A 24,887-nucleotide genomic window follows, 5' to 3' on the forward strand; every position below is an offset into this window, starting at 1 on the left:
TATAATTTACTGTAAATCTTCATTTAATTAAGGACAATTCTTGCCAAAACCTTAATCTTTTTAGTCGAATTTAAGATTAAATTTTTATCTTAAAATCTGCATCATTAATACTTGCAAGTGTATATATTTTAATGCTTAAGGTTTAAGTTACGTAAATATGGTGCTACACTTTTATAACTTAAATACATTAACTAAAATTTTTGTTAAATGAAGATAATTTTGATAAAAATTTTTAATGGTAATGTTTAACTTAGCGTTAACTACTAGAAATTACTAACAAATTGCTTTATGAAAAAGTAATCCATTAACAAAATAGCTAAAAGCCTTATTTAAATTTAACTACTAAAATAAGGCTTTTAAAAATTCTAATAAGCAATTTTAAATTTTATATTAACGTAAAAAATTTATTATAAAAATAAAATTACTTTAATTCTACTTTTGCTCCAGCAGCTTCTAATTTGCTTTTAATTTCTTCTGCTTCTGCTTTTTTCACATTGCTTTTAATTGGTTTTGGAGCTTCATCAACTAATTTTTTAGCTTCAATTAAACCAAGACCAGTAATTTCTTTTACAACTTTAATTACTTCCACTTTTTTATCACCACTAGAAGCTAAAACTACTTCAAAATCAGTTTTTTCAGCAGCTGCTTCAGCAGCAGGAGCGGCAGCTGCTGCTACAGCTACAGGTGCTGCTGCAGATACACCCCATTTTTCTTCTAACATTTTTACAAGCTCAGCTGCTTGCATTAATGTTAAAGATGATAATTGTTCTTCAATTTTAGCTAAATCTGCCATAATTTTTTCCTTTTTACTTATTATATATTATTATCTGAATTAATTTTTACTAGCATTTGCTTGTACCACCCTGGCTAAGCTTGAAGACGGTGCTTGTAAAACACCTGCAATCTTAGTAGCCGGAGCTTGTAATAACCCAACAATTTTACTTCTAAGCTCATTTAATGAAGGTAACTTAGAAAGTTCTTTTATTGAATGTTCATTTAATACTTGTTTATCGACTATACCGCCAACAATCTTAAGATTTTCATTGCTTTTAGCAAAATTAACTACTAACTTTGCCATTTCAACCAGCTCTTTAGAATAAACAATAGCGGTAGGACCTGAAAATAAGCTTACGATATCATCAAGACCTGCTTTATTTGCTGCTATTTTTGCTAAAGTATTTTTAACAACTTTAAAACCTGCATCTTTAGACTTAAGAGACTCTCTAAGTGAATTGACTTCACTAACAGTTAATCCGTGATAATGAGCAACGATTACAGATGGTGAATCTTTATAAATACTTACTATTTCTTCTACAGCTTCCGGTTTTTCTGATCTTAACACTTTATTAATTCTCCTTGTTACAACACTTGAGATGTTTCTATACTTTTCTTAATAACTTATTATTTATTAAGATTACTATTCTTTCATACTTTATTAGTCTACTTACAAAAATCTAGATCAATATTTGAAGTTTTACTTTAAGATATATTTATAAAATTTGGTACAAATGAGTTTAATATATACTAAGCTTTACATAAATTAATAGGTTAGGTAGCTAAAGAATATAGATTCAAATGTAATAAATTTAGTTTATGCTATGCTAGCTAAATCTATTTGTACTGATGCACCCATAGTAGAAGATAAATATATTGCTTTTAAATAACTTCCTTTCACTCCAGTAGGTTTTGCTTTAATTACTGCATCAATAAACGCTTTCAAATTTTTTAATAAATCTTGATCTGAAAAAGATAATTTTCCAAGACCTGCGTGAATTATACCTGCTTTTTCCGCTCTATATTCTACTTGACCACTTTTAGCATTCTTAACAGCACCCTTAATATCTAGTGTCACTGTTCCAAGTTTAGGATTAGGCATTAAACCTTTTGGTCCTAAAATTCTTGCAACTGAACCTATAACTGCCATCATATCAGGGGTAGCTATACATACATCAAAATTGATCTTACCAGCTTTAATTTCATCAATAATATTGCTTGAACCTACTAAATCCGCACCCGCAGCTTTAGCTTCTTCTTCTCTTTCTTCTTTACAAATAACGGCAACTCTTACAGTTTTACCTGTACCTGCTGGCAAATTCACTACACCACGTACCATTTGATCAGAGTGTCTTGGATCAATTCCAAGCTTCATAACTATTTCTAAAGTTGGATCAAACTTAACATAAGAAGCGGATTTTAATTTCTCAACCGCAGTTGTTAAATTACATAAACTATCCGATCTTACTTTAACGCGTGCTTCTCTTATTTTCTTACCGCCGCTAGATTTTATAGCAACATCTTTGTTATTTGACATAATAATTAATTCCCTACAACTTCAATTCCCATAGATGCTGCACTACCACAAATAATCTTTGTTGCTGCATTAATATCTTTTGTATTTAGATCAGGCATTTTTAACTTTGCGATCTCACGACAATCTTCCATGGTGATCTTGGCTACAACAGCTTCTTTTTTAGTAGCACTAGAACCTTTTTTAACTTTAGCAAATTTCTTTATATAATACGACGCTGGAGGTGTTTTAACTCTAAAAGTAAAACTTTTATCTGCGTATACAGTAATGACAGTTGGAAGAGGAGTTCCTTTTTCTGTACCTTGTGTAGCAGCATTAAAAGCTTTACAAAATTCCATAATATTAACTTTTCTTTGCCCCAATGCTGGTCCTATAGGAGGAGCAGGGGTAGCTTCGCCAGCATGTACAATCAAATTAATATAACTTTCTATTTTTTGTGCCATTTACGAATATCCTTCTTTTCTCTCTTAATTATAGCCTTAACTTTTTTATCTTTAAAGATAATCAAATAATAATTCTATTTATTTACAATCTATTTACATTAGTCGGTTTTCTTTACTTGGGTAAAGCTTAACTCTATCGGAGTTGCTTTGCCAAATATTGATACTGAAACTTTTAATCTAGCTTTTTCTTGGTCTACTTCTTCTACAGTACCTGTAAAGGTTTCAAAAGGTCCTTCCGTAACAGTTACTATTTCGCCGACTTCATATAATTTCGCATCTTTTGCTTCTTTAGCTTCGGTTTCTAATCTAATATTCTGTATTTCACTTTCCGTAAGAGCTTTTGGAGTAGTTTTACTACCTAAAAAGCCTGTTACTCCTGGTATATTTTTTACTAAATGCCAAGATTTATCTGTCATATTCATTTTTATTAGAATATAACTAGGCATTAATTTTTTTTCTACCTTGACGTTTTTACCACGCTTAACTTCGGAAACACCAAAAACCGGTACTAATATATCATCAAAAAAATCTGACATTTTCTGCTTGCTAATTCTCTCAAGCATCATTCGTTTTATACGATTTTCTGCTCCTGATGCAGTATGTATAACATACCACTTTTTTGTATCTTTTTCAGAATTTGACAATATATCATCTATATTTTGTTCTGCCACAATTTATTCCTTGATAACTTATTTACCGATGTTAAGTAAAATTTGTATTATATTATGTATACCATAATCGAGCACTAAACAAATTAGGCTAAAAACAAAAACTGCTACTATGACTACTAAAGTCGAAGCAGTTAACTCTTTTTTAGTGGGCCAAACTACTTTATAAGCTTCTTGTTTAACTTGTTCAAAAAACTTATATATTTTATACTCTTTAAACATATTTATTAAGTTATTTTTAGTAAAAAGCCCTATTACCTGTAATGGCAGGAGCGACAGGTATCGAACCCGCAACCTCCGGTTTTGGAGACCGGCGCTCTACCAATTGAGCTACACTCCTATCATATTTTAAATAAAAAATCAACAAAATTTATTGAAAACCTTTTTATTTAAATATAATATTTTTAATCTTACTTTACTTTTAAGCTAATAATAAATATTATTTTTTAGCTTTAATAGTATCCGCAACTTGAGTTGGCACTTGGTCATAATGATCAAATACCATGCTATACTGAGCTCTACCTTGCGATAAAGATCTAAGCGTATTAACATAACCGAACATTTCAGCTAAAGGAACATGTGCCTTAATCACTTGAGCATTACCTCTTGGCTCCATACCTTGAACTTGTCCTCTACGACTATTTAGATCACCAATAACATCACCCATATACTCATCTGGTGTAATCACTTCAACTTTCATAATAGGTTCAAGTAATTTAGGATTACCTTTAGGCATTCCCTCTCTAAATGCTGCTTTTGCGGCAATTTCAAATGCAAGTACGCTAGAATCCACATCATGGAAAGCTCCATCAATTAATGTAGCTTTAAAATCAATCATAGGATAACCTGCAATTACGCCTGTTTCTCTAATGTTATTTAATCCTTTTTCTACACCAGGAATATATTCTTTAGGTACAGCACCACCAACAATTTTACTTTCAAAAATAAAGCTCTTATTTTTATCTTCTTCTTTTAAATCTTTTACGTCTTTTAAAGGTTCAAAAATAATTTTTACACGTGCAAATTGTCCTGCACCACCTGATTGCTTTTTATGGGTATAATCAATTTCACAAGATTTAGTAATTGTTTCACGATATGCAACTTGAGGAGCTCCTATATTCGCTTCAACTTTAAACTCTCTTCTCATACGATCGATGATAATTTCCAAGTGAAGCTCACCCATTCCCTTGATAACAGTTTGTCCTGTTTCTTGATCAGTTGAAGTTCTAAATGAAGGATCCTCGGCTGCTAAACGAGAAAGAGCTAGACCCATTTTTTCTTGATCGACCTTTGATTTAGGCTCTACTGCAAGTTCAATAACTGGCTCAGGGAATTCCATTCTTTCAAGTATTACTTTTTTATCTTCATCCGATAATGTATCACCAGTAGTAGTATCTTTAAGCCCTGCTAATGCTACTATATCACCGGCTGATGCTTCTTTTACATCCTCACGGTTATTAGCATGCATTAATAACATTCTACCTATTTTCTCTCTTTTATTCTTTACAGTATTAATAACGCTAGTTCCTGACGTAATCTTACCTGAGTACACTCTAATAAAAGTTAATGAACCAACAAAAGGATCATTCATAATTTTAAATGCTAAGGCAGAAAATGGCTCAGACACAGAAATAGGAAAATCTTTTTCCTCACCTGTGCTAACTTCAACGCCTTTTACTGCAGCAATATCAATAGGTGATGGTAAATAATCTACTACAGCATCAAGTAAGGGCTGTACGCCTTTATTTTTGAATGCACTACCACATAAAACTGGATAAAAAGCTGCTAAAATAGTACCTTTTCTTATTAATTTCTTAATTTCTTCTTCTGTTACTTCCTCACCAGACAAATATTTTTCCATGATTTTATCGTCTAGCTCAACAACCATATCAAGTAAATTAGCACGATATTCTTCTGCCTTTGCTTTCATATCATCAGGAATTTCTTGATAAAAATACTCAGCACCTAAAGACTCATCTTTCCAAACTATTGCTTGCATTTTAACAAGGTCAACAACTCCTTTGAAATTTTCTTCAATGCCTATTGGAAGCTGAATAACTAAAGGCTTTGCTCCTAAACGATCCTTGATCATCTCAACGCATCTATAAAAATCTGCTCCCATTCTGTCCATTTTATTGACAAAACACATTCTAGGAACATTATATTTATCAGCTTGTCTCCATACCGTTTCAGATTGTGGTTCCACACCTGCAACGCCGTCAAATACTGCAACAGCACCATCAAGAACACGTAAAGAACGCTCTACTTCAATAGTAAAGTCAACGTGTCCAGGAGTATCAATAATATTAATTTGTTTATCTTGCCATCTACAAGTAGTAGCAGCCGAGGTAATTGTTATACCACGCTCCTGCTCCTGCTCCATCCAGTCCATGGTAGCACCACCCTCATGAACTTCACCTATTTTATGAGATTTACCTGTATAATATAGAATACGTTCTGTAGTAGTAGTTTTACCTGCATCAATATGAGCACATATACCGATATTACGGATGTTTTCAAGCTTTTTACTCATATTTAGTTACCCTGCTTTGTTTTTTTAGGGCTAAAGTGTGAGAAAGCTTTATTAGCTTCAGCCATTTTATGAGTGTCTTCTTTCTTCTTAATAGCAACACCTCTATTATTTGAAGCTTCAAATAATTCTTCAGCGAGTTTATCAATCATCATTTTTTCAGAACGTTTTGTTGCTGCTGTAATAATCCAACGAGATGCAAGAGCATAGCCTCTTCTTTCATCAACCGGAGTTGGAACTTGATAATTAGCTCCTCCTACTCTTACAGAAGCTACTTCCAAATATGGCTTTACATTATTCATAGCATTATTGAAAGTCTGATACGGATCAGCTTTATGTTTCTTTTCAATTTTATCGAAAGCAGAATAAACTATTTTTTCTGCGAGAGCTTTTTTTCCCTCTTTCATAATATTATTGATAAACCTAGAAAGTAAAACACTGTTATACTTCATATCAGGTAAAATTACTCGCTTTTCTGCGGCATGACGACGTGACATTTGACTTTTTCTCTCTAACTAATAATTATTTTTTTGTAGCTACAACTTGTTTACGAGGAGCACCATAACGTGAACGACCTTGTTTACGTCCTTTAACTCCAGCAATATCATAAGCACCGAGTACCACGTGATATTTTACCCCTGGAAGATCAGGAACCTGACCGCCTCTTACTAACACTCTATCATGCTCTTTCACACTATGCTTCTCACCAGGAATATAAACATTCACAGTTCTTTTATTACTTAAACGCACAGTTGCTACTTTACGAAGAGCTGAGTTAGGCTTTTTAGGAGTAACAGTTTTTACTACTAAACAAACTCCACTTTTAAAAGGATTAGCCTCTAACGCAGGAGATTTAGTTTTACGAACTTTTGATTTTCTTCCAAAACGTACTAATTGATTATATGTTGGCATTAAAAAAACACTCCAAAAAAAACTTATATATACGATGATTAAAGGACAAAAACTACTTTTGCCCTTTGAATTTTAAATGATTTTACAAATGCAAATAATATATTTGCCCTGTTAAATTAAATTACACTAAATTTAAATTATAATTACTTTTTCCATAAAAGCAAGTATGTTTTAACTAACAATTAGTTTTTTCTCTATTATTCTTGCTATAAAACTTATTAGCATCACTAAAATATAGTAACAACAAGCGGCAACAATCATTGGGAAAAAATAATTATATGTCTCAAGCGATACAATTTGTGCCCTTTTCATTAGATCCATTTCTCCAAACATTGAAATAATGGCTGACTCTTTAATTAAATTGATAAGCTCATTGGTTAACGATGGAAAAATATTTTTAATTGCTTGTGGCAAAATTATATCTTTCATAATCAAAAATTTGGGGATAGCAAGAGCTTCAGCTGCTTCAAACTGCCCTTTATCAACTGCATTAATTCCTGCTCTTATTACTTCCGAAACATAAGCACCTGAATTAAGAGAAAAAGAAATAGCACCTGCCATAAATACAGTAAATTTAATACCTATTAAATAAGGCGATGCAAAATATATAATACTTAACTGAATTAATAAAGGTGTGCCTCTAAAAATGGAAGTATAAAAATCTGCGAAAAGTCTTAATGCACGATTTTTATTTACCTTACAAAGTGCTAGCAATACTCCTATAACTAGACCAAATATAACAGCAATAACGCTATATTTTAAAGTGATCAAAGTTCCTTCTACAATAAAAAGAATTTTTGGAGAGAATTTTATTAAATATTCAAACATATTTTATATACTTAATGATAAACAAAAAACCCGTAGACGAAGTTTTATTTGAAAAAGAGCAAGGCATTTCGAAGCTTTTAACCGTAGCGTACATATTAGTACGTGAGGATTAAAAGCGAAAAATAACGTAGCTAATTTTTTAAATAAAAAGAGTATATATTAATATACTCTTTTCGCCGGTGGAACTGCCTTTACTTCATCACTCAAAGTAGTTAAAGTAACAGGTTTGTAATCAAGCACCACCTTGCCGGCTTCATCAACCCCGCTAAGAGTGTGCTGCATCCATTCTTTATCATTACGATCAGGATAATCTTCTCTTGCGTGTGCTCCTCTGCTTTCTTTTCTTGCAGCTGCTGAATATACAGTTACTAAAGCTTGATCGAGTAAATTATCCAGCTCTAAGGCTTCAACCAAATCACTATTCCAAATTAAAGATCTATCATTAATTTTTATGTCCTTATAGCTACTTCTTATCTCGCTAATCATTTTTGCCCCTTCATTTAAAACTTCTTGAGTTCTAAATACCGAAGCATGGCTTTGCATAGTTCTTTGCATTTTAAGCCTTAAATCTGCAACCGAAATATTACCACTACTATGACGAATTATATCAAATCTACTAACAATTTTTTCAAGTGATTCTTCTGATACAGGCTTATGCGGGCTTGCTGGCTTAATAAGCTCAGCTGCTTTTAGTGCTGCACTTCTGCCGAATACCACCAAATCAAGCAAAGAATTTGAACCTAAACGATTAGCACCATGCACCGATACACAAGCAGCTTCTCCGATTGACATAAGACCTTTTACTATACTATTATGATTTTTACCATCTTTAATTATTACCTGACCATGATAATTAGTAGGGATCCCGCCCATGTTATAATGCACTGTAGGAAGCACTGGTATCGGCTCTTTGGTTACATCAACACCAGCAAAAATTTTAGCTGTTTCAGAAATACCAGGCAAACGACTATGTAAAATTTCAGGTGATAAATGATTTAAATGTAAGAATACATGATCTTTATGCTCTCCAACTCCTCGCCCCTCACGGATTTCAATAGTCATTGCTCTTGAAACTACATCCCTTGAGGCTAAATCCTTTGCAGCCGGCGCATAACGCTCCATGAAACGCTCACCATTAGCGTTAACAAGATAACCACCTTCACCTCTTGCTCCCTCTGTTATAAGACAACCAGCTGAATATATTCCGGTTGGATGGAACTGGACAAACTCCATATCTTGCAGCGGCAAGCCTGCTCTAATCGCCATACCACCCCCATCACCTGTACAAGTGTGAGCCGAAGTTGCCGAAAAATAAGCACGCCCATATCCGCCCGTTGCAAGCACTACGTTATGAGCTCTGAAACAATGCAGGCTACCATCATCTAAATTCCATGCAACCACCCCTCTACATTCACCATCTTCCATCAATAAATCAATAGCAAAATATTCGATAAAAAACTGTACTTTATGCTTTAATGACTGTTGATATAAAGTATGAAGTATAGCGTGCCCAGTACGATCAGCTGCCGCACATGTACGTTGTGCTGCCTTGCCTTTGCCGTACTCGGTAGTCATGCCGCCAAAAGGACGCTGATAAATTTTTCCCTCTTCGGTTCTTGAAAAAGGTACTCCATAATGCTCAAGCTCTAAAATCGCATCCGGAGCATTCTTGCACATATATTCAATAGCATCCTGATCGCCTAACCAATCAGAACCTTTAACCGTATCATACATATGCCAACGCCAATCATCCGCCCCCATATTACCAAGAGCCGCACTAATACCGCCTTGTGCTGCAACAGTATGGCTACGAGTTGGGAATAGCTTAGATATACAAGCCGTATTAAGACCCTCTTTAGCCATACCGAACGCAGCACGTAAACCTGCACCACCAGCACCTACGACTATTACGTCAAATTTATGATGAATTATATTATACGAATTGGTCATTGAATTAATTTTTTATTTTTAAATATTTACTCTCTATGTCATTCCTGCGAAAGCAGGAATCCCTTATAAAACAAAGCTACTATAGTTAAAATACTAAATAGCTTCACTGCTATAATTAATGTATTACGCAGTTTATTACAGCCTATATAATCCTCAATTACTACCTGCATACCGAGCATTGCATGATATAAAGAAGTAATTACTGCAATTAATAAAGGCACCAAATTAATAGGTCTTTTTAGTTCCCAGATAATAATGTTTACATCACTATTTTTATTGGCTAGCGTAAAATATATTAGCCACACAGAACACAAAGCTAATATAATAGCCGTAATTCTTTGTAGCAACCAATGATGCGAACCGCTTTTAGCAGAACCAGTATTTTTTGCTTTTACAATCTCTGCTCTAAAATCATATGTCATTAATTTTCTCTAAACACATTTTTTTTGTTATTAAGTATGCCATCCCGCGTGCTTGTAGCGGGATCCAAAAAACGCCCTCGGTGTCATCCCGTGGACAAGCCACGGGATGACACCGATTCTATAAAATTAAGCCTAACCCTAATTTTTAAAGAACGTTCAGGTAAGGTAGTTTTCATAATAGGTTTTCATATCCATAGCAATATCGTAAATAAGATGGAACAAATAACCACACTCCAGCCTGATAAATTAACTGCTTTTATAGAAAAGCCATAACCGATATCCCAAAATAAATGCCGAATGCCATTACATAAATGATAAAACCAAGCAAAACTAGTTAGAATCAAACATATTTTTATAATGCAACAACAATTAGCTAGCTGTATATAATTACTATCAAATTTACTAAAAATAAACCACCATGCCAAAATTGAAACTGTAAAAAATAAAGCTACGCCTGTCATACGATGCAAAATCGACAAGGTAGAACTTATTTGCGGCTTATATATAGTTAAATGCGGCGAAGTCGGACGCTTATTATAAATTTCTTGTTTGGTTTTAGTCATAAAATAATACATTATTAATTTGTGTAGCACTGCATAACTCTATGTCACTTGATTATCATGAGCTACGCGAATGAAATGAGCGTGGCAATCTCAGGAGTATTAGTATTATTTGATGAAATTGCTTCGTCGCTTTGCTCCTCGCAATGATGGAAAAACTGATCCATGCAGCTACGGTATGACATTACTTTCTCTTGAGCCAGTACCCCTCAGCAGGCACTAAATCATCTGCTACTGCTCTTCTGTCATCAAAAACAAAGCACTCACCTTGCCATAAATTATTCTTATTTTGCGTATCTTCTAGATATTGCAATATACCGCCTTTTAAGTGATATACTTCTTCATGTCCCATACTTTTCAGTAAGCTAGTAGATTTCTCACAACGTATGCCGCCAGTACAGAACATTGCAATTTTCTTACCTTTAAGTAATTCGGCATTTTGTTCAGCCCAAGCCGGAAATTGTTTAAATGTTTCAGTATACGGATTAATTGACGATTTAAATGTACCAACTTCTACTTCATAGTCGTTACGTGTATCTACTACTATAACATCTTTTTGTGTAATAAATTTATCCCAATCTTTTGTCTCTATATACTCGCCTTTAAATAGATTAACATTTAAATTGTCAACATTCATAGCAACTATTTCTTTTTTAAGTCTGACTTTTAATTTTTGAAAAGGATGTATTGCACTGTAATTTATTTTAACATTCACCTCTTTCGCATTAGTTAGCTTTTTTAATTCCTCAAGTACAAGATTTACACTTTTACATGAACCTGAAAAAGAACCATTAAAACCCTCTTTCGATAATAAGATAGTACCTTTAACATATTTTCTTTTACCGACAAATAATAGTTTCGGTATTAAGCTTTCCGGCTCTTCTATATTTACAAAACTATATGCACTTAAAATTGCAATTTTTTCACTCATAAATTATGGTATTGGTTGTTTTTATTGTCATTGCGAGGAGCAAAGCGACGTGGCAATCTCATAAAAATCTCCTAAGATTGCCGCACTCCTTACAGTCGCTCGCAATGACGTATTTGGTATCCACGCAGATAACACCGCCACGACATGATACTTAATTAGTAACCGATAATGGCACGAACATACTACTATCACCTCTCTCAATCAAAAGCAAAATATTTTGCTTTTCTGATTTTTTAGCATTTTCGTATAATTCTTCTATTTTATTTATATCGCTTATGCTTTCTTGATTAACATTACTTACTAAATCACCAACTCTAAAGCTACTATCTTCTTCTTCAACATTTGTAATAACTAATCCTACTTTATCAGCAGATATAGCAAATTTTTGCTTTAATTCCTCAGTCAAATTACTAAAAGTGATATTACTTTTTACAATAGACGTACCATTATCTTCTTTCTTAGTAACTTTTTCTATATTTTCTTCTATAGCTTCTTGTTTAACTTCTTCATTATCTGCTGTCATTTTTATTGGTAGTTCTATTGCTTCTCCATCTCGTAATACTTTTACTTTCACTTCTTGATCAACAGGAATATCAGCTACAATTACACGTAATCTTTTAGTATTTTTAACTGTTTGCCCTGCAAACTCTAATATTATATCACCTGTTTTGATACCTGCTTTATCACCTGGATCATCTTTTTGTATTTTAGCAACTAACACACCATTAGTGTCTTTTAACCCTAATCCTTCTGATATTTCTTCGGTCAAATCTTGTATTGTTACACCAAGACGCCCTCTATTTATTTTACCATCTTTTTTAAGACGCTCAATTATAGGCTTTGCAGTATTTGAAGGGATAGCAAAACCAATACCTATATTAGTACCAAGTGGCGAGAAAATTGCAGTATTTACACCAATTACTTTTTGATCCAAATTAAACATTGGTCCACCAGAATTGCCGTTATTAATTGCCGCATCTGTTTGGATAAAATTATCAACTATATTATTAGTGTCAATATCAATATCCCGTCCTTTTGAAGAAATAATACCAGCAGTAACAGTACCACCAAGATTACCGAAAGGATTACCGATTGCAATAACCCAGTCCCCTACTCTTGCGTCATTTGAGTCACCAAATTCAACAAAAGGCAGCGGTTCTTCAACATCTATTTTTAAAAGAGCTAAATCAGTTTTAGTATCACTACCTATTAATTTAGCTGGTAATTCAGTGTTATCGGCTAATTTTACATTAATTTTACTAACATTAGCAATCACGTGATAATTTGTAACTATCAAACCATTAGGCTCAATAATAAACCCAGAACCGAGCGGCATTGCTTTTGGAGTAGGGTCAACTTCTTCGAGATTGAGAGGTATGTTAAGACGTTCTAGAAAATCATTAATGAAATCCAAAGGTTTTTTTTCTTGTAAAGGATCTTTTTCCGCAGCTTCTGACTTACTATTAACATATTCTATAGTAGAAATATTAACAACAGCAGGGATTAAAGGCTCAACTATATCAGCAAAACTATAACGTGATGCATTATTTACTTTTAGAGGTATGGAATTTATTTCAGTAAATTCACTTTCCTCTTCCGAATCTATTGCTTTTGAAGATTTATTATTTTCTTTCGCTAAAACATTGTTATTAAATATTAAAATTATTATAACAAAAAATATTTTCAGATTCATATACTACTTAGCTAAATTAAGATATTTTAAAACTTCAGCATCGGGCGAAATGATAAAATTAGTATCTTCTTTCTTTAAAGAATTTTTATATACTAAAAGCGACTTATAAAATTTGTAAAATTCCGGATCGGCAGAATAAGCAGAATTATATATTTTAGCCGCTTTCTCATCACCATCACCTTTGATAATTTGAGCATCTTTGTAAGCTTTAGCAAGTGTTATCTTGCTTTCTTTATCTGCTTTTGAGCGAATACGAACACTTTCTTCCTGACCTTCTGCCCTAATTTGTGTTGCTTCTTTTTCACGAGCAGTTTGCATACGACGATAAATAGCCGCACTATTTTCTTTTGGTAAGTCAGCTCTTAAAATTCTAACATCAACCACATCAATACCAAAGCTTTTAGCTTCACCGTCTACTTGATTTAAAATATTAAGCATTACATTACTACGCTCTTGGGATAATAAGCTACTTAGTGAAATCTTACCTATTACTTTTCGCATTGAGGATTCAAGGTTACGAGTCAGCCTAATTTTGACTCCTTGATAATCATGAACAGTTTTATAAAACATTACAGGATTATTAATTTGGAACTTAGCATAAGCATCAACGATAACTCTTTTACCATCAGCAGCTGTTAACTCTTTTGCTTCAACTTCAACATCTAAAAGACGCTTATCAAAAAATTCAACATTTTGAATTAACGGAATTTTAATATGTAGCCCAGGTTTTTCTATGGTTCTTACTGCTTCACCAAATTGGAATACTACAGCAGATTGACGTTGATCAACTGAAAATAGTGAGCTAGAAATTAATATCAGCCCAAAAAGAACCGTAAAAATTATATAGTAAATCTTTTGCATTTAATTTAACATTTTTTGTTGTTTGATTAGCTTCGTCATTGCGAGGAGATGCATAGCAGAGGGCGGAGGCAATCTTCTCAAGTATCCTGAGATTGCTTCGTCAATTACTTCGTAATTTCCTCGCAATGACGAGACGACGCAACCAATTTTTGAAATTCATCTACTTAATAGCCATATGCGGAAGTAACGCATTATTAATAATAGTCTTACTTGACCCGCTTAATACTTCTTCAGCTACTTCTAAATATAGCCTGTCTCTAGTTACTTGCTTGTTTACAGCATATTGCTTGTAAATTGCATTAAATCTCTGGCTATCTCCCTCAGCCTTTGATATTATTTCCTCTCTATAGGCTTCTGCTTCTTCTGTAATTCTAGCTGCTGCACCTCTGGCTTCGGGCAATACTTTATTATTATAGGCTTGAGCTTGATTTATTTCCTTTTCTTTATCTGCTTTTGAAGTTTGCACATCTCTATAAGCATCTATAACCTCAGCAGGTGGCTCAGCTTTTAATAATTGCACCTTTTCAATCATTACTCCAACGTTATAACTATCTAGAATTTTTTGTGCTAATGTTTCTATTTTATGAGTAATTTCTTGTTTCTGATCAGATAATACCCAAGAAATAGGCGTGTTCCCTATCACTTCTCTAACGGCACTTTCTACTGTTGACTTAACTGTTTCTTCAGGCTTTTGTACATTAAACATAAAATCCTCAAGGTTATTAATATGCCACATTACGTCACAATTTAAAGCAACAATATTCTCATCACCAGTTAACATAATACTTTCACCGGCAATATTTTTGGTATCACCACCACTACGCACAGAATTATTTGTACGATATCCGATCTCAATTCGTCTTGATTGTTTAACTTTCTCGACTATTTCTTTTTCGAATGGGGCAGGCAAACGATAATTAAGACCAGCGTAACCTTTACGAACAAAACGTCCAAACCTTGTTACAGCCGCTTCTTCACCTTCTTTTACTTCATAAATACCTGAAGCAAGCCACAAAACAAAAGATGCTAGAGCAACTAAAATTATTGTTTTTGTACTGAAATTAAATTGAAACTGAAATTTATCAAAATTAAATTGATTTTTTCTTGGTCTTGTGAATATGTTATCATCTTTATCGTTATCAAAATCTTTCCACGGAGATTTTTTGAAAATTGGGATATATTTTTTATTAAGCATTTGCTTTTTATATTAATTTTGAAATTTGAAGATTTAATGATTATATATATTATAGTATTTAACGTCAAGTTGCGAACTTATAGCAGACTTAAAAAGGAATTTTAATTATGGCTGATTTACACCAAAACCAAATCATCAATAAACTGCATAATATTGCTTTTAAAGACGGTACTTTTTTAAAACAAGTTATATCAAATATTATAATTAAACACAATAATATTGGTTTTTCAATAGATATATCAGGTATCGACAAATTAGAAGCCGAAGAAATAAAGAATGAAGCCTTTAAGAAGCTTAACGAAATAGTTGACATAGGTAAAATAACTATCGTTTTTACTGAGAGTAAAACAGTAGAGAAAAAACCTCAAAAACCAAAACATTTGGTGGAGAATGTTAAAAAAATTATTTTAGTTGCTTCAGGTAAAGGAGGGGTTGGTAAATCTACAATATCGGCTCTCATTGCTCAGCAATTAAGTCTTGAGAATTACCGAGTTGGCATAGTTGATGCTGATATTTACGGACCTTCAATTCCGCATATATTTGGTATTAACGAGGTTCCGCAAACAATTGATGGACGAATAATACCGGTAAGAGCAAAAAATATTGATGTAATATCTATAGGCTTCTTTGTTAAAGATCATTCAGCAATTATTTGGCGTGGTCCTATGGCTAGTAAAACTATTTATCAATTATTATCAGTGACGAAATGGGATAACCTTGACTATTTAATTATTGATATACCACCAGGAACAGGCGATATTCATTTAAGTATGCTTGAGAATTATCATTTAGACGGCGTGGTAATCGTCACTACTCCGCAAAAAATGTCAGAGATAGATGTCGTACGCTCTATAGATTTATATCAAAAATTAAATTTACCGATACTCGGAATAATCGAGAATATGAGCAATTTCTTTGAAGGGAATAGCGGCAGTCATTTATCACAAAAATATAATATACCTTTAATAGCCCAAATTCCTGTTATGCCAAAAATAGCTAATGCTTGCGATAAATCACTCCTGCTTACCGACTTATTAACACTACCTTTAAAGGAATATTTATGATCTGGGTGCTTACAGATAGTAGAACAGGCAATAACCATCAAACAATTGCACTTGCTGAAAAACTAGCTAGAGAATATACAATCATTGGACTTGAATATAATTGCTTAGCTAAGCTGCCAAACTTTTTACTTAAATATTATCCTGTACATATAAAGAAAGAGATATTACGGAATATTTTAGATAAGCCTCTAGCTGATATAATTATTACTGCTGGAAGAAGAACAGCAGCTTTGGCATTTTATTTAAAAAACAAGTTAAAAAAAGAAATTAAACTGATTCAAATAATGCAACCTAATTTATCTTATGAGGTGTTTGAGGCAGTCATTTTACCTTATCATGATCAACGTCATTGCGAAGCCATGAAGTGGCTGTGGCAATCTCAGAACTTTTTCGCTAGATTGCTTCGTCAATGCTACGCATTTCCTCGCAATGACAAGATCATCCCAATAAACGGAGCTATTAATAACGTAACTGCTAAATTTGCTATAGCAGAGGCAGAACTACAAAAACATTACCCTAAGCTTAAAGAATTTATTGCCGTAATAATCGGTGGAAATAATAAGAAATTTAATTTTACTGAAAAAGAAGCTATTCATTTTTCTTCATTATTAAAAATAATATATGATAATCAAAAAATTCCTTTTTTCATTAGTTTTAGCAGACGCACACCTGATCCGGTAAAATCAATTATCAAAGATAATATGCCAACTTCAACAATTATATATGATCCAACTGTTGATATTAGACATATTTCCAAATTCGCTTACAGAGAGAAATTTGTAGGAAACACGGAACACAGTACCGCAGCGTACACTTTAGTACGTGAGGATACGAGTACCGGATTGACACACAAATTACCTCTAGAAGTAGAGTTTGGGAGTATGTCTAATGGATATAATCCTTACATAGCTATGTTAGCTAAAGCAAAATATATAATCTCTACAGCCGATTCTATATCAATGTGCAGCGAGGCAGCTTCAAGCGGCAAACCTCTTTATATATTCTGCCCATCAAATTTTAACTCCTCAAAACACAAAATTTTTGTAAAAAAACTGGTTGAACTGAAAATAGCAAGAATGTTTGATAAGTCTGTAACGAAATTAGAAGAGTATAGCTATCCACCTTTAGATGAAGCAGGAAGAGTAGCTGAGATTATTAAACCTTTAATATAAAAGCTGGTAATTAAATGAATAAAGATATACAATCCTACATATTTATCAAAAAGCTAAAATCTTTACCATTTATCGAAGAAATATGGCTTTTTGGTTCTCGTGCTAGAGGCGATAACAACAAGCGTTCCGATATTGATCTTGCTATCATTTGCCCTAATATTACAGATCAAGAATGGTTAAAAGTTGTAGATATTATAAATGATGCTGATACGCTTTTAAAGATAGATTGTGTCAGGTTCGATAACACGAAAATAAGCCTTGGGCTTTATGAAAATATAATAAGAAGTGAACACTCCACGGGGCAAGCCCCGTGGTATCTGTGTCGACCTATAGGTCGAGTACAAGCTGTGCTTGCCCCATATCCTCCTGCCCCTGATGCTCTATATATCGTTTTATTATATGCTCATTAATTCCAACAGTTGACACGAAATATCCATCTGACCAGACTCCATCAATACCCCAATAAGCCTTCCTTATATATTCAAATTTCTTTTTTAATAATCTACCAGTTATAGATTTTATTGTCCTCACCACATCACTAACTCTCACCTTTGGTGGTATAGATAGATGCATGTGAATATGATCTATATCATGATTTATCGTCAATAGTTTTATCTCAGGTATATTTCCCCACACCTGCTTAAGTATTGCTTCAAAATACCCAAAACTCCCAGCATTGAATATTTTCCGCCTATATTTACTCACTAACACCAAATGATACTCACATTGGTAAGCACAGTGACCTTGTTTTCTAATCTGCATACATCACCATAGCAGAAAGATATGGGGAGCACTACATCCACGGGGCAAGCCCCGTGGTTTTTATGTGCGTATAAAAAGATTTTATATGTTAAAAGTAAACATTAAGCTTGAAAAATTTCGTAAGGCTCTCATTAAACTTGAAGCTATTTATCTAAAGGAAGTAAAAGAGGATGAAGCTTATGTAGACGCAACAATTCAAAGATTTGAATTTACTTTTGAATTTGCTTGGAAATTTTTAAAAGAGTATTTTGCTCAAATGGGTATAGTTCTCAATTATCCCAAAGAAGTAATTAAAGAAGCTTACGCAGTGGGCATTATAAATGATGAAGCTTTATGGGTTCATATGCTACTTGACCGCAATATGACCTCACACACTTATAATGAAAAACTTGCCGATGAAATCTATAATCGAATAAGAACTTATGTTCCTGAGCTCAAAAAGCTTCTAGACATCATTGATAGAATTCATGAAAATCATTAAAAATTATTCAAAGATTTTATGATACCTTGTAGGGTTTGGATTTCGGGGGTAGAGAGGTTATTTATACGCATAAATATATTGGTGATGTTTTGCTGCATAATAGGCTTTCTTTCCGGAATTTTAAAGAATCCGGTTTTGTCTAATTTACCGAATAAATTTGTCAAGAAATGATCTATTTCCTCTTTAGTAGCGAGTTTTTGGACATTATAAATATCTTCTCTTGACTCGGAATTACGAAACAATTCATAGCATACAATAATAACTGCCTGAGCAATATTTAGTGAACTAAATTCCGTGGTATTAATAGTGATAATCTTATTGGCAAGTGCAATTTCTTCATTGCTAAGCCCGTTATTTTCTCGCCCAAACATTATCCCGATTTTTGCAAGACTCGGATAATCGGAAGTTAGATTTTGTGAGAATACATAATCTTTATTCATCGCCCGTTTGATACAAGTAGTCGCATACAGATATTCAAGGTCTTTAATACACTCCTCAAGGCTATCATAAATTTTTGCATTATCTATTATATTGACCGCTCCAACTGCGTTACTACGTGCTTGCTCGTTAGGCCAGCCATCTCTCGGGGCTATGATTCTAAGCTCATTTAAGCCAAAATTCTTCATGGCTCTTGCGGTAGCACCTATATTCTCACCCATTTGCGGTGCAACTAATATTATTATAGGCTTCATTTCAGTAATTCTTTGTAACTAGACAAGTATAAGCGATTGCCACGGCATCAGCCTCATCAGAGTTGGTAATTGCCGAAGTACCAAGCAGCAATAACTTAATCATATGCAAAATCTGATCCTTTTCAGCATGACCATAACCTGTGACAGTTTTTTTTATTGTATTGGGTTTAAACTCCCGCATACCCAAGCTGTGCCTACCTATAAGCGACATTATAGCACCTCTTGCATAGCCAAGCTTTAAGGAAGTTACGCTATTAGTATTAACAAACGTTTCTTCAATCGCCGCCATATTCGGCTTATATTCTAATATCACCTTTTCTAGTACGTCATTGATAAAGGCAAGCCTGTTATGCATTTCGTCTTTACTACTTGTTTTGATAACGCCGCTAGCTAAATATTTCAGCTTTGTAGATTCCTTTGCTACTACTGCCCAGCCAAGACTCCCAAGTGCCGGATCAATCCCAAGTACTATCATTGTTTTTTTGTATAATGTTATTTTTCTAAACCCGTCATTGCGAGGAAATTACGAAATAATCTCAGGAATTTAGTATTATTTCATGAGATTGCCACGTCGAGGCTTTGCCTCTTTCTTAGCTCATGACGTTTAAACTCCTCATATCTTCATATACTGATAATAATCACGATTATCTTCCCATAGCTCACGTACTTTAACGAATAGAAACAAATGCACGGGGAAGCCAAAAAATTGCTGCATTTGCATACGAGATTTTGCCCCTAGCTCTTTAATTTTTGAGCCGTTTTTACCGAGTATTATAGTTTTATAGCTCTCTCTTGAAACTACTATAATCTGATTAATTTTTACGGATTTATCTTTAAGCTCTTCCCATTTTTCGGTTTGCACAGTTAGCTTATAAGGTAGTTCCTGCTGCAAACCTAAAAATAATTGCTCTCTCGTAATTTCCGCAGCAATAAAACGCATCGGCAAATCGGTTATGTCATCCTCTTCATAAAGCCAAGGAGCTATTTTTGCTTTACTTGTTATATATTCAAGTAGCTTATCAACATTCTCACCTGAAATAGCAGAAATAGGGAAAAGCAAACTATCAGGATAATTTTCAGCTAAAAAAGCTTTAGTGTCGTCTATATATTTCGATTCGACATCTATTTTGTTTAACAAAAATACCGGCACAACATTAAGTGAGCGAAGCTTATTTAAGATATCATGCGTTATGTTATCTAGCGGCTTTAAACTATCAATAATTAACATGACAATATCGGCACTATGCAGGCTAGACCAAGCACATCTAACCATTGCCTTTTCTAAAGTTCCTTTCGGCTCAAATATCCCGGGAGTATCATACAAAATTATTTGCGTATCTTTTAAGGTAATGATACCGGTAATAATCGACCTAGTTGTTTGAACTTTGGGAGTAACTATCGAAAGCTTTTCACCGATTATTCTATTTAGCAAAGTAGACTTGCCGCTATTAGGTCGCCCGATAATACAAACGGAAACTGTTTTTTGTTTAATCATTTTTAAGCCTATGCAATAAACTTCTTGCGGCGTTTTTTTCAGCTTCTTTTATAGAGTGTCCTTTACCTGTTTGCTCATAGCCGTTTATTTTTACTGATACTGTAAAGGTTGATAAGTGAGCTACGCCCTCTCTTTTAATAAGTCGATATATCGGGATATGATGATCTTTGCTTTGTGCCCATTCTTGCAAGGCGGTTTTAGGGTCGTAATCTGTTAAATCTTTGACTTTTATAAATTCTGCCCATAATTTCCCTATAATATTATGAATTGTAGTAATATCACTATCGAGATATATAGCTGCAATTAAAGCTTCCGTAACATTTTCTATATTATTAGGATTATCACGTCCGCCGGCTATTTCTTCACCATGAGTCATAATAATATAATCTTTTAAACCGAGCTTAGCCCCTACAACACAAATTGTTTCCTTACAAACTAGATATGATCTGATTTTAGCTAAATTTCCTTCGTTATATTCTTTGAAATTATTAAATAAAATTTCTGTGATGACTAAATTTAATACCGCATCACCTAGAAATTCTAATCTCTCATAATCTTTATTAGCCTTATATTCATGATGCTGTCTTAAAGATGGATGACTTAAAGCTTCTGTTAAAAGTGCCTTATTCTTAAAACTATAATCAAGTAATTTTTCTAACTCCTCAAATGACTCCATCAATCCTCTATGCTGTATAGATTTCTAAATATCCTATTAAACCTAATAGACTCTACCCAGGGCTTTAACTTTAATATTAGATTAATAACCCCTATATCACTATCCCACCATGTTATTTTTGTTGAAAACCAAATAAATTGTGCTTTGGCAATAAAATTCTCAAACGGCACAAAACCTAAATCTATCCTACTATCATTTGACTGATCTCTATTATCTCCTAAAAAGAAATATTCCCCCTCTGGTACATAAAAAGCGTCTGTGTTACCATACTTATCATTAGACATAATTCCTAAAACAGGAGCAAGCTTATAAGAAAAATATGTTTTGCCATTTGGTAGTGTTTCCTTAAATTTTAAATATTTTCTTCCCTCTTCACTAACATAAATTCCTGACTCTATACGCTCTATTTTTTCATCGTTAATATATATTACATCGTCAATTAATTGCACTTTATCCCCAGGTAGCCCTATCAAACGCTTTATATATCTAGTACTCATCTCATGAGGAGGACGAAAAATTATGATATCACCACGCTCTGGAGTGCGAGCAAATATTCGTCCCTTAAATAAATGAATAAAATCAAAAAAAGATAAAGAATAATTACTATATCCATAACTATATTTTGTACCAAAAATCCGATCATTTTCAAGTATAGTAGCTTTCATTGACCCAGTCGGAACAACAAAGGATTCTATTATTAATATTCTAATCATTAGTGCAATAACTACTACAAAAATAAAAGATTTCCATTCTTGGTCAGTTGTTTTAGTATTATTTGATTCAGTATTTGTTTGCATAAAGTTTTTTTAGTTATTTATAAGTTGTCATCCTGCGACTTCTATGTCATTCCGGCGGGAGCGGGAATGATATAGAAGCTATTGTATTCTGCTTTCAATCTCATCTCTAAAATGCTTTATTAGCCCCTGAATTGGCCAAGCGGCAGCATCACCGAGTGCACAAATAGTATGCCCCTCTATCTCCTTTGTAACTTCAAGAAGCTGATCTATCTCGGATTTTTTGGCATCACCTTTAACGAGCCTCATCATAACACGCCACATCCATCCTGTACCCTCACGGCACGGGGTACACTGCCCGCAAGACTCATGCATATAGAACTTACTAAGACGTGCTATTGCATAAATAATATCAGTAGATTTATCCATAACAATAATCCCGCCAGTACCTAAACTAGAACCTGCTGCTTTTAAGCTATCAAAGTCCATATCAGCAGTTTCGCATAAGGATTTAGGAAGCAAAGGAACGGAAGAGCCACCCGGTATTATAGCTTTGAGGTTATCCCAACCGCCACGAACACCACCCGCATGTTTTTCAATGATTTCTTTTAAAGGAATCCCCATTGCCTCTTCAACATTACAAGGCTTATTAACATGACCCGATATACAAAAAATCTTAGTGCCGGTATTATTAGGTTTACCGATGGATGCAAACCAAGTAGCTCCACGCCTTAAAATAGTTGGTACTACTGCGATAGATTCAACATTATTTATAGTGGTTGGGCAACCATATAACCCGAAGCCTGCCGGAAAAGGCGGTTTTAGTCGTGGCATGCCTTTTTTACCTTCTAAACTTTCAAGCAGTGCGGTTTCTTCGCCGCAAATATAAGCCCCAGCTCCACGATGCAAATAAATATCATAATTAAAGCCTGAACCGCAAGCATTTTTTCCTATCAAACCATCTTTGTATGCTTCATCTAAAGCACGCTGAATATTGGAAGCTTCGTTGTAAAACTCCCCTCTAATATAGATATAACAGCTATTTGCTCCTATGGCAAAACTGGCGAGCAAACACCCCTCTATTAACTTATGCGGTTCATATCTTAATATATCTCGATCTTTGCAAGTACCTGGTTCAGATTCATCAGCGTTAACCACTAAATAAGATGGCTTTTTTGATTCTTTGGGCATAAAAGACCATTTAGTACCGGTAGAAAATCCTGCACCTCCTCGCCCTCTAAGCCCTGATTTCTTAACCTCTTCAATAATCCATTCTTTGCCCTTATTAAGCAAAGCTTTAGTATTATACCAATCACCACGCTTCTTGCTAGATTTCAAATCATGGCTCTGTTCGCCGTGTAAATTGGTAAAAATTCTATCTTCTTTTTTCAGCATAAATTACTCTTGTTTTGTCATTGCGAGGAGTGGCAAAGCCTTATTATGTCATATCGTGGGCATGGATCGAAAAACATCCTCATTGTCATCCCGTGGCTTGACCACGGGATCCAGTAATAAGGGGTACATCCTCGTAATGACAATATTTTTTATATTTTCTTCTCAAATTTTCTATTAGCAAATATCGTAAGTATTGGAGCAGAAATAAAAATTGATGAATAAGTACCCGCTATTATTCCAAAAAATACAAGTACGCTAAAACTACGAATCGCTTCACCACCAAAAAGAACAAGTGCCAAATTAGCAAGCAAAGTAGTTACTACTGTTAAAATTGTTCGCGATAAAGTCTCATTGATACTTAGATTTATAATTTCTGTTATGCCTTTTTTATGATATTTACGTAAGTTTTCCCTAATCCTATCATATATTACTACCGAATCATTAACAGAATATCCTATGATAGTTAACACTGCCGCAATAGTACTTAAGTTAAAATCTAGCTTTGTTATACTCATAAATCCGAGTGCTAATATAACATCATGCACTAAAGCTATAAGTATACCAAGCCCGAAATACCATTCAAAACGCACCCAAATATAAACCATAATTGCCGCAAACGAAAATAGCATTGCCATAGTCCCTGCCTCAATTAATTGCCTACCGACCTGCGGACCAACGAAATCCACTTTTCGATATTCAAAATTATAAGGAAAATTATTTTTAAGAGTTGATTTAATTAGTTCAATATTTTTCATTAAATTATCTTCGCTACTACTACCGAATCTGATCGATAAATCACGCTCACTACCGAAATTTTGTAGCACTACCTCACCAATTCCAAGCTCGCCTAAAACTTGACGCATTTTTGGTAAATCTGGCGTTTGGTCAAGCCTTACTTCTATAACTATACCTCCGGCAAAATCAATACCGAAATTAAATTTGTACATACCAATCCAAATAAAGCTAATGAGTGATAAAATAATTGAGAAAGTGTAACTGACTTTTTTAAAATTCATAAAATCAAAATCGATTTTATTAGGCAAAAGCCTCAAAGGATAAATTTGCATTATTATTATTATTTTATTGAATGTAAAGTGTATTTGTATTATATAGTA

The 24,887-nt window shown here is 33.7% G+C and carries 28 protein-coding genes, 1 tRNA gene and 1 pseudogene; 4 read left to right on the top strand and 26 right to left on the bottom strand.

All coding sequences use genetic code 11. The features are described from left to right. Positions 1 to 421 precede the first annotated feature (421 nt). The 18 genes from rplL to hflK form a co-directional block, all read right to left on the bottom strand. Positions 422 to 793 (bottom strand): 50S ribosomal protein L7/L12, encoded by a 372-nt coding sequence (rplL, locus tag ACICQC_RS08315; RefSeq protein ID WP_011477813.1) that lies wholly within the window; start codon positions 791 to 793, stop codon positions 422 to 424. Positions 794 to 832: 39 nt separating this feature from the next. After that, positions 833 to 1,342, bottom strand: coding sequence for a 50S ribosomal protein L10 (gene rplJ / locus ACICQC_RS08320; protein ID WP_395476661.1), 510 nt, complete (start codon positions 1,340 to 1,342; stop codon positions 833 to 835). 249 nt (positions 1,343 to 1,591) lie between these two features. After that, complete coding sequence (rplA, locus tag ACICQC_RS08325; protein ID WP_395476662.1) at positions 1,592 to 2,311, bottom strand: 50S ribosomal protein L1; 720 nt, start codon at positions 2,309 to 2,311, stop codon at positions 1,592 to 1,594. Between the two features lie 5 nt (positions 2,312 to 2,316). Beyond that, the gene (gene rplK, locus ACICQC_RS08330; protein ID WP_395476663.1) at positions 2,317 to 2,751 is read right to left on the bottom strand and encodes a 50S ribosomal protein L11; all 435 of its coding nucleotides are present in this window, start codon (positions 2,749 to 2,751) and stop codon (positions 2,317 to 2,319) included. 98 nt (positions 2,752 to 2,849) lie between these two features. Next, entirely contained in the window at positions 2,850 to 3,422 is a 573-nt protein-coding gene (gene nusG, locus ACICQC_RS08335; RefSeq protein WP_395476664.1) for a transcription termination/antitermination protein NusG, read from the bottom strand. An 18-nt stretch (positions 3,423 to 3,440) separates the two neighbouring features. Further along, positions 3,441 to 3,641, bottom strand: coding sequence for a preprotein translocase subunit SecE (gene secE / locus ACICQC_RS08340; RefSeq protein ID WP_011477818.1), 201 nt, complete (start codon positions 3,639 to 3,641; stop codon positions 3,441 to 3,443). Between the two features lie 42 nt (positions 3,642 to 3,683). Next, a tRNA-Trp gene (locus tag ACICQC_RS08345) sits at positions 3,684 to 3,759 on the bottom strand. A gap of 99 nt (positions 3,760 to 3,858) precedes the next feature. Continuing rightward, a complete protein-coding gene (gene fusA, locus ACICQC_RS08350; RefSeq protein ID WP_395476665.1) occupies positions 3,859 to 5,952 on the bottom strand; it encodes an elongation factor G in 2,094 nt (697 codons plus the stop codon). Positions 5,953 to 5,954: 2 nt separating this feature from the next. Continuing rightward, on the bottom strand, positions 5,955 to 6,446 hold the full coding sequence (gene rpsG / locus ACICQC_RS08355) for a 30S ribosomal protein S7 (protein WP_395476666.1): 492 nt from the start codon (positions 6,444 to 6,446) through the stop codon (positions 5,955 to 5,957). 25 nt (positions 6,447 to 6,471) lie between these two features. Further along, a complete protein-coding gene (rpsL, locus tag ACICQC_RS08360) occupies positions 6,472 to 6,861 on the bottom strand; it encodes a 30S ribosomal protein S12 (protein ID WP_341788384.1) in 390 nt (129 codons plus the stop codon). Between the two features lie 171 nt (positions 6,862 to 7,032). Continuing rightward, positions 7,033 to 7,689: an amino acid ABC transporter permease gene (locus ACICQC_RS08365; protein ID WP_011477822.1), complete on the bottom strand. Its 657-nt coding sequence runs from the start codon at positions 7,687 to 7,689 to the stop codon at positions 7,033 to 7,035. A 159-nt stretch (positions 7,690 to 7,848) separates the two neighbouring features. Then, a complete protein-coding gene (gene sdhA / locus ACICQC_RS08370) occupies positions 7,849 to 9,639 on the bottom strand; it encodes a succinate dehydrogenase flavoprotein subunit (RefSeq protein WP_395476667.1) in 1,791 nt (596 codons plus the stop codon). Between the two features lie 38 nt (positions 9,640 to 9,677). Next, positions 9,678 to 10,061 (bottom strand): succinate dehydrogenase, hydrophobic membrane anchor protein, encoded by a 384-nt coding sequence (sdhD, locus tag ACICQC_RS08375; protein WP_395476668.1) that lies wholly within the window; start codon positions 10,059 to 10,061, stop codon positions 9,678 to 9,680. A gap of 185 nt (positions 10,062 to 10,246) precedes the next feature. Further along, positions 10,247 to 10,624, bottom strand: coding sequence for a succinate dehydrogenase, cytochrome b556 subunit (sdhC, locus tag ACICQC_RS08380; protein ID WP_395476669.1), 378 nt, complete (start codon positions 10,622 to 10,624; stop codon positions 10,247 to 10,249). Positions 10,625 to 10,805: 181 nt separating this feature from the next. Next, positions 10,806 to 11,552: a rhodanese-like domain-containing protein gene (locus ACICQC_RS08385; RefSeq protein ID WP_395476670.1), complete on the bottom strand. Its 747-nt coding sequence runs from the start codon at positions 11,550 to 11,552 to the stop codon at positions 10,806 to 10,808. Between the two features lie 151 nt (positions 11,553 to 11,703). After that, positions 11,704 to 13,245 (bottom strand): Do family serine endopeptidase, encoded by a 1,542-nt coding sequence (locus ACICQC_RS08390; RefSeq protein WP_395476671.1) that lies wholly within the window; start codon positions 13,243 to 13,245, stop codon positions 11,704 to 11,706. 3 nt (positions 13,246 to 13,248) lie between these two features. After that, positions 13,249 to 14,106 carry a protease modulator HflC gene (hflC, locus tag ACICQC_RS08395; protein ID WP_395476672.1) on the bottom strand — a complete coding sequence of 286 codons (858 nt, stop codon included), beginning with the start codon at positions 14,104 to 14,106 and terminating at the stop codon, positions 13,249 to 13,251. 160 nt (positions 14,107 to 14,266) lie between these two features. Next, positions 14,267 to 15,301 carry an FtsH protease activity modulator HflK gene (hflK, locus tag ACICQC_RS08400; RefSeq protein ID WP_395476673.1) on the bottom strand — a complete coding sequence of 345 codons (1,035 nt, stop codon included), beginning with the start codon at positions 15,299 to 15,301 and terminating at the stop codon, positions 14,267 to 14,269. A gap of 107 nt (positions 15,302 to 15,408) precedes the next feature. Between hflK and ACICQC_RS08405 the strand changes: the two genes are divergently transcribed. From ACICQC_RS08405 to ACICQC_RS08415, 3 genes and pseudogenes are all read left to right on the top strand, one after another. Then, positions 15,409 to 16,365: a P-loop NTPase gene (locus tag ACICQC_RS08405; protein WP_395476674.1), complete on the top strand. Its 957-nt coding sequence runs from the start codon at positions 15,409 to 15,411 to the stop codon at positions 16,363 to 16,365. Continuing rightward, positions 16,362 to 17,547: pseudogene (locus ACICQC_RS08410) on the top strand (ELM1/GtrOC1 family putative glycosyltransferase). Before ACICQC_RS08405 ends, ACICQC_RS08410 begins: the two are co-directional and overlap by 4 nt. Before the next feature lie 4 nt (positions 17,548 to 17,551). Next, complete coding sequence (locus ACICQC_RS08415) at positions 17,552 to 17,947, top strand: nucleotidyltransferase domain-containing protein (protein ID WP_395476675.1); 396 nt, start codon at positions 17,552 to 17,554, stop codon at positions 17,945 to 17,947. Here the strand turns inward: ACICQC_RS08415 and tnpA are convergent. Further along, complete coding sequence (gene tnpA / locus ACICQC_RS08420; protein ID WP_395476676.1) at positions 17,865 to 18,299, bottom strand: IS200/IS605 family transposase; 435 nt, start codon at positions 18,297 to 18,299, stop codon at positions 17,865 to 17,867. The two genes, ACICQC_RS08415 and tnpA, sit on opposite strands and share 83 nt — an antisense overlap. An 85-nt stretch (positions 18,300 to 18,384) precedes the next feature. On the opposite strand from tnpA, the gene ACICQC_RS08425 reads away from it, so the two are divergent. Then, positions 18,385 to 18,780 (top strand): HI0074 family nucleotidyltransferase substrate-binding subunit, encoded by a 396-nt coding sequence (locus ACICQC_RS08425; RefSeq protein WP_395476677.1) that lies wholly within the window; start codon positions 18,385 to 18,387, stop codon positions 18,778 to 18,780. On the opposite strand, the gene ACICQC_RS08430 is transcribed toward ACICQC_RS08425, so the two are convergent. The 7 genes from ACICQC_RS08430 to secF all read right to left on the bottom strand — a co-directional run bounded on the left by ACICQC_RS08430 (position 18,777) and on the right by secF (position 24,839). After that, positions 18,777 to 19,472 (bottom strand): RNA methyltransferase, encoded by a 696-nt coding sequence (locus ACICQC_RS08430; RefSeq protein ID WP_395476678.1) that lies wholly within the window; start codon positions 19,470 to 19,472, stop codon positions 18,777 to 18,779. The two genes, ACICQC_RS08425 and ACICQC_RS08430, sit on opposite strands and share 4 nt — an antisense overlap. 1 nt (position 19,473) lies before the next feature. Then, the gene (gene ruvC, locus ACICQC_RS08435) at positions 19,474 to 19,947 is read right to left on the bottom strand and encodes a crossover junction endodeoxyribonuclease RuvC (RefSeq protein WP_395476679.1); all 474 of its coding nucleotides are present in this window, start codon (positions 19,945 to 19,947) and stop codon (positions 19,474 to 19,476) included. A 138-nt stretch (positions 19,948 to 20,085) separates the two neighbouring features. Then, positions 20,086 to 20,967, bottom strand: coding sequence for a GTPase Era (era, locus tag ACICQC_RS08440; protein ID WP_395476680.1), 882 nt, complete (start codon positions 20,965 to 20,967; stop codon positions 20,086 to 20,088). After that, positions 20,960 to 21,643, bottom strand: coding sequence for a ribonuclease III (gene rnc / locus ACICQC_RS08445; protein ID WP_395476681.1), 684 nt, complete (start codon positions 21,641 to 21,643; stop codon positions 20,960 to 20,962). The genes era and rnc overlap by 8 nt, the downstream gene beginning before the upstream one ends. After that, positions 21,643 to 22,440: a signal peptidase I gene (lepB, locus tag ACICQC_RS08450; RefSeq protein ID WP_395476682.1), complete on the bottom strand. Its 798-nt coding sequence runs from the start codon at positions 22,438 to 22,440 to the stop codon at positions 21,643 to 21,645. Before lepB ends, rnc begins: the two co-directional genes overlap by 1 nt. 78 nt (positions 22,441 to 22,518) lie before the next feature. Further along, on the bottom strand, positions 22,519 to 23,772 hold the full coding sequence (gene nuoF, locus ACICQC_RS08455) for an NADH-quinone oxidoreductase subunit NuoF (protein WP_395476683.1): 1,254 nt from the start codon (positions 23,770 to 23,772) through the stop codon (positions 22,519 to 22,521). 149 nt (positions 23,773 to 23,921) lie between these two features. After that, entirely contained in the window at positions 23,922 to 24,839 is a 918-nt protein-coding gene (gene secF, locus ACICQC_RS08465) for a protein translocase subunit SecF (RefSeq protein ID WP_395476684.1), read from the bottom strand. Between the last annotated feature and the right edge of the window lie 48 nt (positions 24,840 to 24,887).

It is taken from the genome of Rickettsia endosymbiont of Pantilius tunicatus, from assembly GCF_964291875.1.
GTDB lineage: Bacteria > Pseudomonadota > Alphaproteobacteria > Rickettsiales > Rickettsiaceae > Rickettsia.

Coding starts and splice junctions, on each gene's coding strand:
- rplL (WP_011477813.1), bottom strand. CDS start 793: ATGGCAGATTTAGCTAAAATTGAAGAACAATTATCATCTTTAACATTA.
- rplA (WP_395476662.1), bottom strand. CDS start 2,311: ATGTCAAATAACAAAGATGTTGCTATAAAATCTAGCGGCGGTAAGAAA.
- rplK (WP_395476663.1), bottom strand. CDS start 2,751: ATGGCACAAAAAATAGAAAGTTATATTAATTTGATTGTACATGCTGGC.
- secE (WP_011477818.1), bottom strand. CDS start 3,641: ATGTTTAAAGAGTATAAAATATATAAGTTTTTTGAACAAGTTAAACAA.
- fusA (WP_395476665.1), bottom strand. CDS start 5,952: ATGAGTAAAAAGCTTGAAAACATCCGTAATATCGGTATATGTGCTCAT.
- rpsG (WP_395476666.1), bottom strand. CDS start 6,446: ATGTCACGTCGTCATGCCGCAGAAAAGCGAGTAATTTTACCTGATATG.
- rpsL (WP_341788384.1), bottom strand. CDS start 6,861: ATGCCAACATATAATCAATTAGTACGTTTTGGAAGAAAATCAAAAGTT.
- ACICQC_RS08365 (WP_011477822.1), bottom strand. CDS start 7,689: ATGTTTGAATATTTAATAAAATTCTCTCCAAAAATTCTTTTTATTGTA.
- sdhA (WP_395476667.1), bottom strand. CDS start 9,639: ATGACCAATTCGTATAATATAATTCATCATAAATTTGACGTAATAGTC.
- sdhD (WP_395476668.1), bottom strand. CDS start 10,061: ATGACATATGATTTTAGAGCAGAGATTGTAAAAGCAAAAAATACTGGT.
- sdhC (WP_395476669.1), bottom strand. CDS start 10,624: ATGACTAAAACCAAACAAGAAATTTATAATAAGCGTCCGACTTCGCCG.
- ACICQC_RS08385 (WP_395476670.1), bottom strand. CDS start 11,552: ATGAGTGAAAAAATTGCAATTTTAAGTGCATATAGTTTTGTAAATATA.
- ACICQC_RS08390 (WP_395476671.1), bottom strand. CDS start 13,245: ATGAATCTGAAAATATTTTTTGTTATAATAATTTTAATATTTAATAAC.
- hflC (WP_395476672.1), bottom strand. CDS start 14,106: ATGCAAAAGATTTACTATATAATTTTTACGGTTCTTTTTGGGCTGATA.
- hflK (WP_395476673.1), bottom strand. CDS start 15,301: ATGCTTAATAAAAAATATATCCCAATTTTCAAAAAATCTCCGTGGAAA.
- ACICQC_RS08405 (WP_395476674.1), top strand. CDS start 15,409: ATGGCTGATTTACACCAAAACCAAATCATCAATAAACTGCATAATATT.
- ACICQC_RS08415 (WP_395476675.1), top strand. CDS start 17,552: ATGAATAAAGATATACAATCCTACATATTTATCAAAAAGCTAAAATCT.
- tnpA (WP_395476676.1), bottom strand. CDS start 18,299: ATGCAGATTAGAAAACAAGGTCACTGTGCTTACCAATGTGAGTATCAT.
- ACICQC_RS08425 (WP_395476677.1), top strand. CDS start 18,385: ATGTTAAAAGTAAACATTAAGCTTGAAAAATTTCGTAAGGCTCTCATT.
- ACICQC_RS08430 (WP_395476678.1), bottom strand. CDS start 19,472: ATGAAGCCTATAATAATATTAGTTGCACCGCAAATGGGTGAGAATATA.
- ruvC (WP_395476679.1), bottom strand. CDS start 19,947: ATGATAGTACTTGGGATTGATCCGGCACTTGGGAGTCTTGGCTGGGCA.
- era (WP_395476680.1), bottom strand. CDS start 20,967: ATGATTAAACAAAAAACAGTTTCCGTTTGTATTATCGGGCGACCTAAT.
- rnc (WP_395476681.1), bottom strand. CDS start 21,643: ATGGAGTCATTTGAGGAGTTAGAAAAATTACTTGATTATAGTTTTAAG.
- lepB (WP_395476682.1), bottom strand. CDS start 22,440: ATGCAAACAAATACTGAATCAAATAATACTAAAACAACTGACCAAGAA.
- nuoF (WP_395476683.1), bottom strand. CDS start 23,772: ATGCTGAAAAAAGAAGATAGAATTTTTACCAATTTACACGGCGAACAG.
- secF (WP_395476684.1), bottom strand. CDS start 24,839: ATGCAAATTTATCCTTTGAGGCTTTTGCCTAATAAAATCGATTTTGAT.